Source organism: Salinimicrobium terrae DSM 17865, assembly GCF_000424665.1.
In the GTDB taxonomy this organism is placed as follows: domain Bacteria; phylum Bacteroidota; class Bacteroidia; order Flavobacteriales; family Flavobacteriaceae; genus Salinimicrobium; species Salinimicrobium terrae.
The window spans coordinates 288,677-301,947 of sequence record NZ_KE384221.1; the positions used below are offsets into that span (position 1 = coordinate 288,677).

Consider the following 13,271-nt stretch of genomic DNA (forward strand, 5'->3'; position numbering starts at 1 on the left):
GCCGGTGAAATTCTGCAGCGGATTTTAGAAAATTCACTAACTTAATTCCATGAAAAAAATAATCTTTTTTTTATTCCTGAGTCTTCAGCTTTCCGCTCAGGAGTTTGTGGTAAAGAAAGGAGTGGTGATGGACGACCTCAAGGTTTCCGATACTCTTGAAGAAAGTTATGCCTTGTATCTTCCTACAACATATAAAAATGAGAGGCCGTGGCCTGTGCTGTTTGTATTTGATGGGGAAGGAAGGGGAAGGGCTGCCGCCCAGCTTTTTAAGACTACGGCCGAGGAGCAGGGGTATATAATCGTCTCTTCCAATAGTATTAGCCAACAAAATAATCTTGAGCAAAACACACTTGCCGGCGCTAGGTTAATGCAGCATATAGCGGGAATTCTGCCAATAGATTCCAGGCAAATTGCCAGTGTGGGTTCTGCTGCCGGAGCAAAGGTAGCAAGTGCAATTCCGCTTATTTTTGATGATATCCATGGAGTAGTTGCGGTAGGAGATCATTGGGTGAACTTCAACCTGCTGGACAACAAGAAGAATTTTAATTTTATTGGGATAGTGGGAGATGAACAATTCACCGCCTCCGGAATGCAGAGTACTGCATCTACTCTTTCCCGCCTCAGGTTCCCCACCCAGATCTACACATATTCGGGGAATGAAGATTGGCCCCAGCCCCAAATCATCAATAGCGCCGTAGGTTCATTAACCCTTGAAGCCATGCGGGAAGGATTTCGTCCTGTAGATCCTCAACTTGTTGAACAGTTATACCGGCAGGATCTTGCAAGAGTGAATAAATTAATGAGCCTCAACCAACTCGTAACTGCAGAGTCACTTTTGGAGATTATGGAGGATAAATATGACGGACTTATAAGCACGGCGGAAATAAGGTCCAAACAAAATCAACTGGCGCGCTCCAGGAATTATTCTCAGCAAAAACGAGAACAAGGTACTGTCACACAAAAGGAAGCAAGACTAATGGAGGATTTTATTTACTACCTGGAAGAGGATATTCGCAAGGCCAGTTTTGAAAACCTTGGCTGGTGGAATTACCAAAAGAATCAACTCGATTCCCTGGCACAAAAAAACAATGCAGAGGCAAAAATGGCTCTTCGCCTCCAAGATTTCATTAGAGAATATGTGGAGATTAAGAAGCGGGAGTTCAAAGAGAGGAGGACACCATTAGAAAATAAGCTGGTGGCAAATATGATACAGACTATTTTTGATCCCAGGGCTTATGATGCTTACAGAGAGATTATATCTTTAAGTGCCCAGGACAACGATTTTTCCACTGCTTATTTTTATCTGGAAGAAATGCTTAAACATGGTTATAATGATATGGAAACTCTGTATAATATTGAGGGTACTCTTGGCCTGAGATTGACACCCGAATATAACCAGATAATTAATCATTATCTGGGGGATTCCAGGTTCTATGACGCTAAAATGCAGGATCAAAAATGAGAGTTTAATCTTGTTCCCTTTTTTATTTTTTCCATACATGTTGCCGGGCAGGAGGATTCTCCTTTTGTGGTTTTCAGAATAGGATAAATTCTGAATTTAAAGAGCCTCCCAAACCTCATGTGTTGAACAAGGAACAGGAAAATTTTGTTGTTCTGGATTTCTTTCCTTTTGATCCCGACTTTAATGTTTCCTCGGAACTACTCAGAAAAATGATTTGAATACTTCCATTACTGTAGCCTAAGGAACTAAGACAAACCCTGAACCATCTTCGAAAGCCAGAGTCCTATTAAAATAGCAGCAATTCCCAGAAAGATACTCCCGGCCGAGTAGATTCCGAAGTTAATATAATCTCCTGCTTTTAACAGTGCCACGTTCTCAAAGCTGAAGGCTGAAAAGGTGGTAAATCCACCGCAGAAACCTGTGGCGAGCAGCAATGTTGTGTTAGGGGAAATCATTTCCTCCTTTAAACCTATTCCCAAAATAAAACCTATTATAAGACTTCCGGAGAAATTTACCAGGAGTGTACCCAGGGGAATTACCGAAAGAGGATTAAGATTTTTTGCAATTAGGAAACGAAGCGCACTTCCCACACCACCTCCAAGAAAGACCAGGAAAATTTGCTTTATCATTCTACCGGAATGTAAATTTCGGTAACCCATTGCGCGGGATTTTCAAATTCAACAGGGTCTGTTATCAGGACCTCAAAAGGCTGCCCCAGTGGATCCACTAAAAGTCCGTTCTCTTCTATATACCGGTAGGTGCGCTCCCATGCTTCCGCAGTGTTCTTATGATGTCCCTTCAAGGTAGTTTTGACTACCTTTTGGGGTTCAAGATAACCGTTCAAAATTTCACTGCCCGCCGGAGTGATGACCTGGCTGGGTGTTGGTACTCCGGTAGAAAAGATTGTAGTACCACTGCGATCATCTCGCTGATTATATATAATAAGCGGTGGGCCACTTATAGAAATATTGTTCTGTTCCATGTAAAGCCTAACCTGTTCCACCATGCTGGCGGCCCGGGTATTCACCTCTCCCAATCTTGCGGCCGTAGTAGTGTACATGTAATAACCGCCTCCATGTTCGGTTACACCGTCCACACTTATGGAATAAGCCTCCATTTTTCGAATTACATTTTGCTCCAGGTCTTCAATGCTTTCTTCAAAAACCGGTTGAAAAACTTCAGCCAGATTTTGCTCCTGTATTGTGAAGGCAAGTTTCTCCTTAAAGCTTTGCTCCCCTTCCAGAGTCCAGGTTACTCGTGTGCCATCATCTTCAGGAACAAAAGACCAGGTAATTAAACCTTCAGCTTCGCCAATGATGGTTTGCATTAGAAGAGCCTGTTGTAGCCGGGAATAAGGAATAACAGAGGTAGTAACGATCCTGCCGTCCCTAATTTCTTCGGCCTGCCAGTTAATAGCGGCGTTCTCACCGGTTTTCTCCCCAATAACATCCATGTCTATACCTTCTATACTGCTCCACGCATCCCAGTTTTTCCAGTTGGAAAGATCGGCCACCTCTCCAAACAGCATGGGTGCAGGGGCATTAATGACCTTACTGCTTTCAATTTTGTAAGTGCCATCTTTGGTGGCGATATAAATAGATCCTGCAATAATAACAATTAGCAGCAGAAACAGGAGGTATTTAAGGATCTTCATATGGTTTGGCAGATTTATTCTATTAATTACGCTAATATAAATAATTTGAAGTTGGTAATTCTTACATTTGTTAAAGATTGGCCGATGTCTTGCAACATGGATGAGCACTGGCTTTCCCGCGGAAGATATTTCTCAATTAACTCTTAAAAACAATAATTATAAAAAAATGAAAATCAAATTTTTTTTGGTGCCGTTGTTGGCATCAATGATCCTTTTTTCCTGCGCCGATTCTAAAGTAGAGAATCCGGCAACTTTGGGAGAAGTTACACAAACTACCGATTTTGACTATCAGGTAGATGAATTTGCAGATATTAAGGTACTTCGGTACCAGATTCCCGGCTGGGAAGACCTTGAGCTTCAGGAGCAAAAGCTGGTGTATTATCTGGTTCAGGCCGGCCTTAGCGGTAGAGATATCATTTGGGACCAGAACTACAAACACAACCTGAAAATCAGAGAAGCCCTCGAGAACATCTACACCACTTACGATGGAGACAAAACTACCGAAGACTGGGCAAATTTTGAAACGTACCTTAAAAGGGTATGGTTCTCGAATGGGATACATCACCACTATTCAATGGATAAGCTGAAACCAGATTTTAGCCAAGATTATTTTGACATATTACTTGCAGAGACAGGAACAGATCTTACCGGAGAACCGTACGAGGTTATCTTCAATGACAAAGATTCAAAAAAAGTAAATCTTGATGAATCGAAAGGACTGGTGGAAGGATCTGCAGTGAATTTTTATGGAGAGGGAGTTACAGCAAAGGATGTAGAACAGTTCTACGCCGGCAAAAAATCTCCGGATCCAAACCGACCTCTTGCTTACGGACTTAACTCAAAGCTTGTAAAAGAGAATGGACAGCTGGTGGAAAAAGTATATAAGAGTGGAGGAATGTATGGTTCTGCTATTGACAAGATCATTTTCTGGCTGGAAAAAGCAAAAGGAGTTGCCGAAAATCAGCAGCAGGCAGATGGACTTGCACTTTTAATTGACTATTATAAAACCGGAGATCTGCAAACCTGGGATGAGTACAATATTGCATGGGTGAATTCTACCGAAGGAAATATTGATTACATCAACAGCTTTATTGAAGTCTATAATGATCCTTTGGGCTATACAGGTTCTTACGAGAACATCGTGCAGATCAAGGATTTCGATATGAGTAAAAAAATGCAGGTACTGGAAGAAAATGTACAGTGGTTTGAAGATAATGCCCCTTTAATGGAGGAGCACAAAAAAGACTCTGTTGTAGGAGTTACATACAAAACAGTAATTGTTGCAGGTGAAGCAGGAGATGCTTCCCCGTCTACACCAATTGGTGTGAACTTACCAAATTCCAACTGGATTAGAAAAGAGCACGGCAGTAAATCTGTATCTCTTGGAAATATTATTGAGGCATACAGCAATGCCGGTAGTAAAGGAAGGCTTCAGGAGTTTGCACATGACCAGGAAGAGATCGCTCTTGAAGAAGAATATGGTGAATTGTCTAATAAATTACATACCGCACTTCACGAAGTGGTAGGACATGCTTCCGGTCAGCTTAACCCCGGGGTGGGAGAGACTAAGGAAACCCTTAAGAGTTACGCTTCTACTTTGGAAGAAGGTCGTGCAGATCTAGTTGGACTTTATTACCTGATGGATCCGAAACTGGAGGAGCTCGGATTAGTTGATGATCATGAGAAACTTGGAAAAGCAGCTTATAATAGTTATATAAGAAACGGTTTAATGACCCAGCTTATCAGGATCCAACCGGGAGCCAACATTGAGCAGGCACACATGAGAAACCGACAGTGGGTGAGTGCCTGGGTCTTTGAAAAAGGTCGTGAAAGAGGCATTATTGAGAAGGTGACCAGAGATGGTAAGACATATTTTAATATTACAGATTATGTTGCGCTACGCGAACTATTTGGTGATTTACTGAAAGAAACCCAGAGAATTAAATCTGAAGGAGATTATGAGGCAGCCAAAGATCTTGTAGAGACCTATGGAGTTATTGTAGACCAGAATATTCACAGGGAAGTGCTTGAAAGAAACGAACAATTCAAATCTGCACCGTATAGCGGATTTGTAAACCCTGTACTTGTTCCCGAAACAGATGCAAATGGTGAAATTACAGCCATTAGAGTGGTACAACCCACATCTTTTGAGGAGCAAATGCTGAAATATTCGGAAGAATTCGATATTCTTCCCCTGGAAAATTAAGCGCAAAAGATTTAAAAATGAACCGTCCTTCTGCAAAGAAGGACGGTTTTTTTATGCTGAATATTTAGCCTTTTAAATAAGTCTTCAGAACGAAAAGCAGCAGGATAAAAGCAATGAATCCTAGCAGTATGTAAAGTGTGCCTTTGTAGTATTTGCGGTGAAGTTTGACATCCTTGCGATAACTGAAGATGATCACAATGACAAAAGCCACAAAGAATAATATCCCAAAAATTATTTGTCCTGTGCTAAACATTTCCATGGGCTTTAATTTTTTATAATTTTATGCGAATTTAAAGTATTAGAATGAAAAAAACCTTAGCCGCAGTACAGGAGTTTCACGAAGCGTTTGGTCTGGGAGTTCAGGAGCAACCAACAACCTCCCTTTCACGTGAAAAAATACACTTGCGTTATGAGCTGATGAAAGAAGAAAATGAAGAGTATCTCATGGCCGCAGAAAGCGCTGACTTAATTGAAGTTGCCGATGCCTTGGGGGATATGTTGTACATCTTATGCGGCACCATAATAGAACATGGAATGCAGCATAAAATTATGGATGTATTTGACGAGATACAGCGTAGTAATATGAGCAAACTTGGAGAAGAAGGTAAGCCTGTTTATCGCGAGGACGGAAAAGTGCTTAAAGGACCAGCCTACTCCCGTCCTAATCTCCAGAAAATCTTAAGTTCAAAAACCCAGGAATAAAAAATTTTCCACTAAACGGCGACCAATAAATGCTAATATTTCGTACTGTGAATTTGGTCCTCACGCCATTTTCTAGTTTCTGTTTTTTCTTACCTTGTAAGAATGAGAGCAATTATATTTATTCTTATAGGACTTGTAGTGTTATCCTGCCGGAATTCCGGCGAAGGAACAGAGCAACAGGAAGAACCTTCAATCTCCCAGCCGGAAACTTCTGAAAATACAGAAGAATTTACCAGTGAAAAATGGCGTTTTTCAGCAGAAATTCCTGAGAGTTTTGAAGTTTTTGAAGGAGAGTTGCCGGGTAAGGCTCCAATAGTCAATTTCTACGATAGCAGTATAGAAAAGGAGCCTCCATTTGGTATTCACAATGATGCCTCCATGGCTTATATCGCCGTTTTACCGGAAGGTTACGGTGTTGACGGGCCGGGAGGGCCACGAAAATCTCTTTTGGATTGGGATGGAAACTTACCTTTATCTTTTAATGTAAATCGCCGGGATTCATATGTCTATTTGATGGAGAATGGAGAGCCGTGGGGGATAAGTCTAAGATTTCACACTCCGCCGCCGGGGTGGAATGAGTATGGAGGGATCTATGTTTTTTACCAGGTAAATAATTTTAGGGCTGAGTGTTTCAGTAGTAATACGGGCGAAAAAATTGCAATGGAGCAGTGTAATCCTTTGGGAGGTGATGCTATGAAGTTCTACGGAGAAGTTTCCGAAGAAAAAAAGAAGGCCCTGAATGCCATTTTAGAGAGCTTATATTTTACAGATCCTAATCGGGAGCGGGAAGAAATCGGAGATCTTATAAAAGTTGAAAAGCCGCAGGAAAATGCCACCGTAAGTTCTCCTCTTGAAATTAAGGGGGAAGCGAAAGGATACTGGTTCTTTGAGGCTACTGCGCCCATAAAGTTAATTAGTGAAAGCGGAAAAGAGCTTGCAGAAAGTTATGTCGAAGCACAAGGGGAATGGATGACCGAAAATTGGGTGCCTTTTGCGGGTAGACTGGAATTTAAAACAAATGAAAAGCGCGGCTATTTGATCGTTAGCCGCGCTAATGCTTCAGGAAAACCGGAGCATGACAGGATGCTTCGGGTTCCGGTGGAATTCAATTAGTTCTTTTTAACAAGATATCTCCAGCCAAATTTATCTTCGGCTTTGTTGTATTGTATCTCCATTAATTTGTTCTTGAAAAATGAAGCATATGAATCTTCGAGCTGTGGCAGTTCGTATTTTTTGCCTTTGTTTCCAAATCCTCTCACAGGATTAATAGTTGCAGCAGTACCCGATCCAAAGATTTCTTTTAATTCGCCTTTTTCGGCAGCTTCTACTATTTCTGAAACTTTTATTCGTCTTACTTCAGCTTTAATACCATTTTCTTCGGCAAGAGTAAGTACACTTTTGCGGGTTACCCCGTCAAGAATACGGTCGCTGGTTGGGGCTGTGATCAGTTTATCTCCAACCCTGAAAAAAATATTCATGGTTCCTGCTTCTTCCAGATATTCATGGGAATTAGCATCGGTCCAAACAATTTGCTGAAAGCCTTCTTCCTTTGCAAGGTTGGTAGGATAGAACTGGGCACCGTAGTTACCGGCTGCTTTTGCATATCCCACGCCACCATCGGCAGCACGGCTGAATTTATCTGCAAAGAAAACCCGTACCTCACCGCTGTAATAAGCTTTGGCGGGAGAACAGATGATCATAAATTTATATGTTTTTGAAGGCGAAGCCGAAACTCCTTTTTCTGTAGCGATTACGAATGGTCGAATGTAAAGCGAATTTCCAAAGCCTTTTTTCACCCAATCCCGGTCCAGGTTCAAAAGAGTTTCCAGTCCTTCCAAAAATAAATCTTCGGGAAACTCGGGTATTGCAAGTCTTTTTGATGACACATTAAAGCGATCGATGTTCGCCATAGGCCGGAAAAGCCACACCTTGTCATTGTCGTCCTTAAACGCTTTCATGCCTTCAAAGATGGCCTGGCCGTAATGAAATACTTTGGCTGAAGGATCTAGCTGAATGGGGCCATACGGTTTTATAACCGGATTTTTCCATTGGCCATCTACATAATCGCATTCCATCATATGATCTGCGAATACATTTCCGAAAACCAGGTTATCAAAATCAACCGAATCGATCCTTGAAGATTTAGCTTCAACTACATCGATTGCGAGTGGTACATTTTTCATGGTTGTTTATTTGCTGCAAATTTACCGAAATAAATACACGTGTTAAAGGTGTCATTTAACTAATTTTATCTTAATTTGATATTTCTAAACCTTTAACAGGAACATAATGAAAAATATTAGGCTTTTACTGCTGATATCTTCTGTAATGATAAGTTTTTCGGTTTTTTCTCAGGAAAATCTGGTTGATAAAGACGTATATATTTCTGTTGGAGAGGAAGTTGAAACTTCTAATATTCTTTCGGCTTACAATATGCAGGAACGTTATGAAACGCTTAAGCCTGGCGACACTTTAAATGTCACCTTTAAAGCAGATGTAGCTTCTGTTTGCAAGAAAAAAGGATGCTGGATGAATGTGGCTTTGGAAGATGGCAGGGAGGTGATGGTGAAGTTTAAAGATTATGCCTTTTTTGTGCCTAAAGACATTGAAAACCGGGAAGTTATCATGGAGGGTAAAGCCTATGTGACCGAAATGTCTGTTGAAGACCGGCAGCATTATGCCGAAGATGCAGGAAAAACTGTCGAAGAGGTTAAAGCCATTAACACTCCCGCCGTAACTTTATCTTTCCTGGCTGATGGGGTGAAGATCAAAAAATAAGTTTTGAAGCGAGAGATTATTAAAACCGGAGACGGTTCTGCTACTATTTTTCTGCCCGATTGGAATGAGCATTATCATTCGAAACACGGCGCAATGCAGGAGGCATTGCATGTTTTTATCCAAACCGGTTACAAGCATCATCTTACCAGGCATAGTCCTGAGAGTATTTCAATACTGGAAATAGGATTTGGAACGGGATTGAACGCTCTTCTTACATTTTTTGAAGCTGAAAACACCAGGGTCAAAGTGGATTATACAGGGGTGGAAGCTTATCCTGTTTCTGCGGAAGAACTGGCGGCTCTGGATTATGCTGAAGCTGTTGCAGAACAAAGTGCTTCAGAAATATTTCAAGAGCTACATGAGACAGGATGGGAGAAAAGGAGTGAAATTTCACCATTTTTCAGCCTTAAGAAAGAGAAAAAATTTTTTAGTGAGATTTCAGCAAATGAAGAATTCGATCTCATATACTTTGATGCCTTTGGTCCCCGGGTACAACCTGATTTATGGAGCGAAGAGGTTTTTAGGAATATGTACAGGGCTTTAAAGGAAAATGGTGTACTGGTGACCTACTCGGCAAAGGGTGATGTGAGGCGGGCGATGCAGGCTGTCGGCTTTGCTGTAGAACGCCTACAGGGGCCGCCCGGGAAGCGGGAAATGCTGCGGGCGACAAAGATTGAACGCTGTTAAACCTTTAATAAACTGTCTGTTATTCCGATACAAATCCTGTAAATTCAAAATAAAAAATGCGAATTCTCATAACCGGAGCTACCGGTCTGGTAGGTTCTGAAATTACCCGTTTGTGCCATGAACAAGGTATAAATGTGAATTTTCTTACAACTAGTAAGGGTAAGATTGAAAAAGGCGAAACTTACCGCGGGTTTTACTGGGATCCTTCGTCCGGAAAGATCGATACTAAATGTCTGGAAGGAGTTGGGGCTATTATTAATCTTGCAGGAGCCAGTGTTTTTCAACCCTGGACCACCTCCAACAAAAAAAAGATCCTTAACAGCCGGCTCGATTCTTTAAATCTTCTGCATAAAACTCTAAAGCAAAATTCTCATGAGGTAGGACAACTGGTTTCAGCCAGTGCTATAGGGATCTATCCTAGTTCCAGAACCAAGATGTATGAGGAGAATCATACAGCCGTAGCCGACAATTTTTTAGGAGAGGTGAGCGAAAAATGGGAAGCTGCCGCTGATGAATTTAATGATCTGGACCTGCGGGTGGCCAAGGTAAGGATTGGTATAGTACTATCGGCTGATGGTGGTGCATTGCCTCAGATCATGAAGCCGGTGAAGTTTAATCTGGGTTCACCTCTTGGTTCCGGAAAGCAGTGGCAGTCCTGGATTCACATACATGATCTCGCCCGCATGTTCCTTTACATTATTTCAAATGGACTTGCAGGTGTATATAATGGAGTGGCACCAAATCCTGCAACCAATGAGGAACTAACAAAAGAAGTGGCTCATGCCCTTCATAAAAAACTCTGGCTTCCAAAAGTTCCGGGATTAGCATTGAAGGCAGCCATGGGGGAGATGTCGAGTGTCGTTTTAGGCAGTCAGCTAGTGAGCAGCGGGAAAATTCAGGAGGAAGGATTTGAGTTTAATTTTGTAAATCTCAGACCTGCAATTCAGGATCTGTTAAATAAAAAGACCGGCTAAAATTAGCCGGTCTTTTATCATTTTCGAGAAGTTTTTCTACTCCGTTCTTCGGGCGGTAACATTAATTGTTAGCTCCATTTCATCACTGATGAAATTATCCCCAAGGTTGTCAAATACAGATTTTGAACCATAATTCACTCCCCAGTCTGTTCTGTCAATAGTAAAAGTTTCGCTTTCAAGGGTAATAGTTTCTCCATCGAGGTTTGAATCAATAGGAAACTGGATATTCTTAGTCTCTTCTTTAAGAGTAAGATTTCCCTGTAACATTTTCTGTCCGTTCTCTTCGGTCACCCCGGTGATCTCAAAAGTAGCAGTCGGGTATTCTTCCACATTAAAGAAGTCAGTTTCCTTTCCTTCGACAGTTCCTTTCAGATGATTTTCCAGGCTTCTTTTGTCTTCTTCATCCATACCTTCATCTGTAACAACTATGGAATTCATATCTATTACTACACGGCCGCTGGTGATGTTTTCACTCGTAGCCATTAAAGTGCCGTCCTGGATGTTGATATAACCCTTGTGTTCCCCTGTTGGCTTGGTGCCTCTCCATTCAATAGTGGATTGGGTTGTGTCAATTTCATAGGTCATTGCCTCCTCCCCGGCAACAGCAGCTTTCTCTGCTTCTCCGGGTTCAACTTTGTTCTCTTTATCATTCTTACAGGCAACACTTCCAAGGGCAATACCTGCAACCAACACGAAGTTGAATACTCTTTTTTTCATATTTCTGTTAATTAATTTAAAGAAGCAAAATTAGAATTTTAACAAAAGCTTTTTCCTAAAAGAATACTAAAAGTTTCCTGTGACATTTTGGCATTTCAGCTTTCTTGGCAGTAATTTTGCCAACTCTCTCACAGAATAAAATTTGTATCCAATGAGTGAAAAAGAACGTAACCAGGAGAATATATCAGAAGAGGAAAGTATAAAAGATCAGGTAGAGGAAATACTTGATGAAGCAATAGAGGAAGCCGAAAGTAAAGACAACGGTTCTTCCCGGGAAGGGGAAGCTTCAGAAAAAGAGCAACTTAAAGCCGATCTGGAGAAGGAGAAAGACAAATTTCTTCGACTTTTTGCCGAATTCGAAAATTACAAGCGTCGTACCAGTAAGGAGCGCATAGAAATGTTTAAAACTGCCAGCCAGGACGTCATTGTGTCTATGTTGCCGGTACTTGACGATTTTGACCGGGCCCTGAATGAAATACGCAAAGCCGGGGACAAGGAATTGTTGAAAGGCGTCGAACTTATTAGTAATAAATTCAAGGAAACCTTGCGTTCCAAAGGATTGGAAAAAATGGAGGTAAAAGAGGGAGATACTTTTGATGCCGAAATCCATGAAGCAATTACCCAAATTCCCGCACCAAAAGATAAATTAAAAGGCAAGGTTGTTGACGTAGTGGAGAAAGGTTACAAGCTTGGTGACCGCATCATTCGTTATCCAAAGGTGGTAACCGGCAAGTAACTTTTAATTTTTGAGAACTTTAAAGATATCATGAAACAGGACTATTACGAAATATTAGGAATAAGCAAGAATGCAACTACCGCCGAGGTAAAAAAGGCGTACCGCAAGAAGGCTATAGAATTTCACCCCGATAAAAATCCGGGAGACGCAAAGGCAGAGGAGATGTTCAAAAAAGCTGCCGAGGCTTATGAAGTTCTTAGTAATGAAGATAAGCGGGCGAGATATGATCGTTTTGGTCACCAGGCTTTCGAGAATGGCGGCTTTGGCGGCGGTGGCGGAATGAATATGGATGATATCTTTAGCCAGTTTGGAGATATTTTTGGCGGTGCCTTTGGCGGCGGCGGAGGGTTTTCGGGCTTTGGCGGCGGTTTTGGAGGTGGCCAGCGCAGGGTGAAAGGTAGTAACCTGCGAATCAGGGTAGCTCTTACCCTGGAGGAGATCGCCAATGGAGTCGAGAAAAAGATAAAAGTTAAACGCAAAGTTCAGGCTCAGGGAACGACTTATAAAACCTGTTCAACCTGTAATGGAACAGGGCAGGTAACCAGAGTAACGAATACTATTTTAGGACGTATGCAAACTGCTACTCCATGTACCACTTGTGGCGGTAGCGGACAAATGATAGACGAGCGTCCTGCCGATGCTGATGCACAGGGACTGGTCGTAAACGAAGAAACAGTTTCAATCAAAATTCCTGCGGGGGTAGTGGAAGGAATGCAGCTTAAAGTTTCCGGAAAAGGAAACGAGGCCCCGGGCAATGGTGTGCCGGGAGATTTGCTGGTTGCCATAGAAGAAAAAGAACATCCTGTTTTACAGCGGGAAGGTGATAATCTTCATTACGACCTGTATATAAGTCTGTCTGAAGCTGTACTTGGAACTTCCAGAGAGATCGATACGGTATCTGGTAAGGTGCGGATCAAAATAGATGAAGGAGTACAGTCCGGAAAAATTTTGAGATTGCGCGGCAAAGGGATTCCTAACATTAACGGCTACGGGAAGGGAGATCTTTTGGTGCATGTAAATGTGTGGACTCCTAAGACTCTCAATAGAGAACAACGTGATTTCTTCGAACGTATGGCTAACGATGAGCATTTCCAGCCAAAGCCGGAGAAAACTGATAAATCATTTTTTGAAAAAGTTAAAGATATGTTTACATAATTTTTATTTGTTAAAAATTTTTACATATATTTGAATATCACTAATTCAGGTTAGTGGTAAATTTTTCTTTTTCATAGCAATTTTTTTCCCATCCTTAAGCAATTAAGGGTGGGTTTTGCATTTAAAGGAATAACACTTTTGGCAGCTACCGGAATTCTTAAATTCTTCCCAATGCTCATGTAGCCTTTGCCAAAATTATA

14 protein-coding genes are annotated in these 13,271 nt (G+C 41.6%); 9 read left to right on the plus strand and 5 right to left on the minus strand.

All coding sequences use genetic code 11. From position 1 onward, the window contains the following. Positions 1-49 precede the first annotated feature (49 nt). Positions 50-1,462 (plus strand): hypothetical protein, encoded by a 1,413-nt coding sequence (locus H148_RS0113560; RefSeq protein WP_029035284.1) that lies wholly within the window; start codon positions 50-52, stop codon positions 1,460-1,462. A gap of 245 nt (positions 1,463-1,707) precedes the next feature. Here H148_RS0113560 and crcB read toward each other — a convergent pair whose 3' ends face one another. Both crcB and H148_RS0113580 read right to left on the minus strand, forming a co-directional pair. Next, the gene (crcB, locus tag H148_RS0113575) at positions 1,708-2,091 is read right to left on the minus strand and encodes a fluoride efflux transporter CrcB (RefSeq protein WP_029035285.1); all 384 of its coding nucleotides are present in this window, start codon (positions 2,089-2,091) and stop codon (positions 1,708-1,710) included. Beyond that, complete coding sequence (locus H148_RS0113580; protein ID WP_029035286.1) at positions 2,088-3,116, minus strand: GyrI-like domain-containing protein; 1,029 nt, start codon at positions 3,114-3,116, stop codon at positions 2,088-2,090. Before H148_RS0113580 ends, crcB begins: the two co-directional genes overlap by 4 nt. A gap of 166 nt (positions 3,117-3,282) precedes the next feature. Here H148_RS0113580 and H148_RS0113585 point away from each other — a divergent pair, with 166 nt between their 5' ends. Continuing rightward, entirely contained in the window at positions 3,283-5,322 is a 2,040-nt protein-coding gene (locus tag H148_RS0113585) for a dipeptidyl-peptidase 3 family protein (protein ID WP_029035287.1), read from the plus strand. Between the two features lie 64 nt (positions 5,323-5,386). Here the strand turns inward: H148_RS0113585 and H148_RS0113590 are convergent, their stop codons facing one another. Then, entirely contained in the window at positions 5,387-5,575 is a 189-nt protein-coding gene (locus tag H148_RS0113590) for a hypothetical protein (RefSeq protein WP_029035288.1), read from the minus strand. 50 nt (positions 5,576-5,625) lie between these two features. Here H148_RS0113590 and H148_RS0113595 point away from each other — a divergent pair, with 50 nt between their 5' ends. Continuing rightward, positions 5,626-6,024, plus strand: a complete 399-nt coding sequence (locus H148_RS0113595; protein WP_029035289.1) for a pyrophosphohydrolase domain-containing protein — start codon at positions 5,626-5,628, stop codon at positions 6,022-6,024. Between the two features lie 102 nt (positions 6,025-6,126). Next, positions 6,127-7,137 (plus strand): Gmad2 immunoglobulin-like domain-containing protein, encoded by a 1,011-nt coding sequence (locus tag H148_RS0113600; RefSeq protein WP_029035290.1) that lies wholly within the window; start codon positions 6,127-6,129, stop codon positions 7,135-7,137. Here H148_RS0113600 and H148_RS0113605 read toward each other — a convergent pair. Beyond that, complete coding sequence (locus H148_RS0113605; RefSeq protein ID WP_029035291.1) at positions 7,134-8,207, minus strand: branched-chain amino acid aminotransferase; 1,074 nt, start codon at positions 8,205-8,207, stop codon at positions 7,134-7,136. The genes H148_RS0113600 and H148_RS0113605 overlap by 4 nt on opposite strands. Before the next feature lie 106 nt (positions 8,208-8,313). Between H148_RS0113605 and H148_RS0113610 the strand changes: the two genes are divergently transcribed. From H148_RS0113610 to H148_RS0113620, 3 genes are read left to right on the plus strand one after another with little or no spacing between them, the layout of a single operon-like run. Further along, entirely contained in the window at positions 8,314-8,802 is a 489-nt protein-coding gene (locus H148_RS0113610; protein WP_029035292.1) for a DUF4920 domain-containing protein, read from the plus strand. Positions 8,803-8,805: 3 nt separating this feature from the next. Beyond that, a complete protein-coding gene (gene mnmC2 / locus H148_RS0113615) occupies positions 8,806-9,489 on the plus strand; it encodes a tRNA (5-methylaminomethyl-2-thiouridine)(34)-methyltransferase MnmC2 (RefSeq protein ID WP_029035293.1) in 684 nt (227 codons plus the stop codon). Positions 9,490-9,545: 56 nt separating this feature from the next. Continuing rightward, positions 9,546-10,463: a TIGR01777 family oxidoreductase gene (locus tag H148_RS0113620; protein WP_029035294.1), complete on the plus strand. Its 918-nt coding sequence runs from the start codon at positions 9,546-9,548 to the stop codon at positions 10,461-10,463. Positions 10,464-10,499: 36 nt separating this feature from the next. Here the strand turns inward: H148_RS0113620 and H148_RS0113625 are convergent, their stop codons facing one another. Beyond that, complete coding sequence (locus H148_RS0113625) at positions 10,500-11,180, minus strand: YceI family protein (protein ID WP_029035295.1); 681 nt, start codon at positions 11,178-11,180, stop codon at positions 10,500-10,502. Positions 11,181-11,331: 151 nt separating this feature from the next. Here H148_RS0113625 and H148_RS0113630 point away from each other — a divergent pair, with 151 nt between their 5' ends. Both H148_RS0113630 and dnaJ read left to right on the plus strand, forming a co-directional pair. Further along, entirely contained in the window at positions 11,332-11,916 is a 585-nt protein-coding gene (locus H148_RS0113630) for a nucleotide exchange factor GrpE (RefSeq protein ID WP_029035296.1), read from the plus strand. 30 nt (positions 11,917-11,946) lie between these two features. Next, complete coding sequence (gene dnaJ, locus H148_RS0113635) at positions 11,947-13,071, plus strand: molecular chaperone DnaJ (protein ID WP_029035297.1); 1,125 nt, start codon at positions 11,947-11,949, stop codon at positions 13,069-13,071. Positions 13,072-13,271 lie beyond the last annotated feature (200 nt).

Coding starts and splice junctions, on each gene's coding strand:
- H148_RS0113590 (WP_029035288.1), bottom strand. CDS start 5,575: ATGTTTAGCACAGGACAAATAATTTTTGGGATATTATTCTTTGTGGCT.
- H148_RS0113595 (WP_029035289.1), top strand. CDS start 5,626: ATGAAAAAAACCTTAGCCGCAGTACAGGAGTTTCACGAAGCGTTTGGT.
- H148_RS0113605 (WP_029035291.1), bottom strand. CDS start 8,207: ATGAAAAATGTACCACTCGCAATCGATGTAGTTGAAGCTAAATCTTCA.
- H148_RS0113585 (WP_029035287.1), top strand. CDS start 3,283: ATGAAAATCAAATTTTTTTTGGTGCCGTTGTTGGCATCAATGATCCTT.
- H148_RS0113625 (WP_029035295.1), bottom strand. CDS start 11,180: ATGAAAAAAAGAGTATTCAACTTCGTGTTGGTTGCAGGTATTGCCCTT.
- H148_RS0113600 (WP_029035290.1), top strand. CDS start 6,127: ATGAGAGCAATTATATTTATTCTTATAGGACTTGTAGTGTTATCCTGC.
- H148_RS0113620 (WP_029035294.1), top strand. CDS start 9,546: ATGCGAATTCTCATAACCGGAGCTACCGGTCTGGTAGGTTCTGAAATT.
- H148_RS0113580 (WP_029035286.1), bottom strand. CDS start 3,116: ATGAAGATCCTTAAATACCTCCTGTTTCTGCTGCTAATTGTTATTATT.
- dnaJ (WP_029035297.1), top strand. CDS start 11,947: ATGAAACAGGACTATTACGAAATATTAGGAATAAGCAAGAATGCAACT.
- H148_RS0113630 (WP_029035296.1), top strand. CDS start 11,332: ATGAGTGAAAAAGAACGTAACCAGGAGAATATATCAGAAGAGGAAAGT.
- H148_RS0113560 (WP_029035284.1), top strand. CDS start 50: ATGAAAAAAATAATCTTTTTTTTATTCCTGAGTCTTCAGCTTTCCGCT.
- H148_RS0113610 (WP_029035292.1), top strand. CDS start 8,314: ATGAAAAATATTAGGCTTTTACTGCTGATATCTTCTGTAATGATAAGT.
- crcB (WP_029035285.1), bottom strand. CDS start 2,091: ATGATAAAGCAAATTTTCCTGGTCTTTCTTGGAGGTGGTGTGGGAAGT.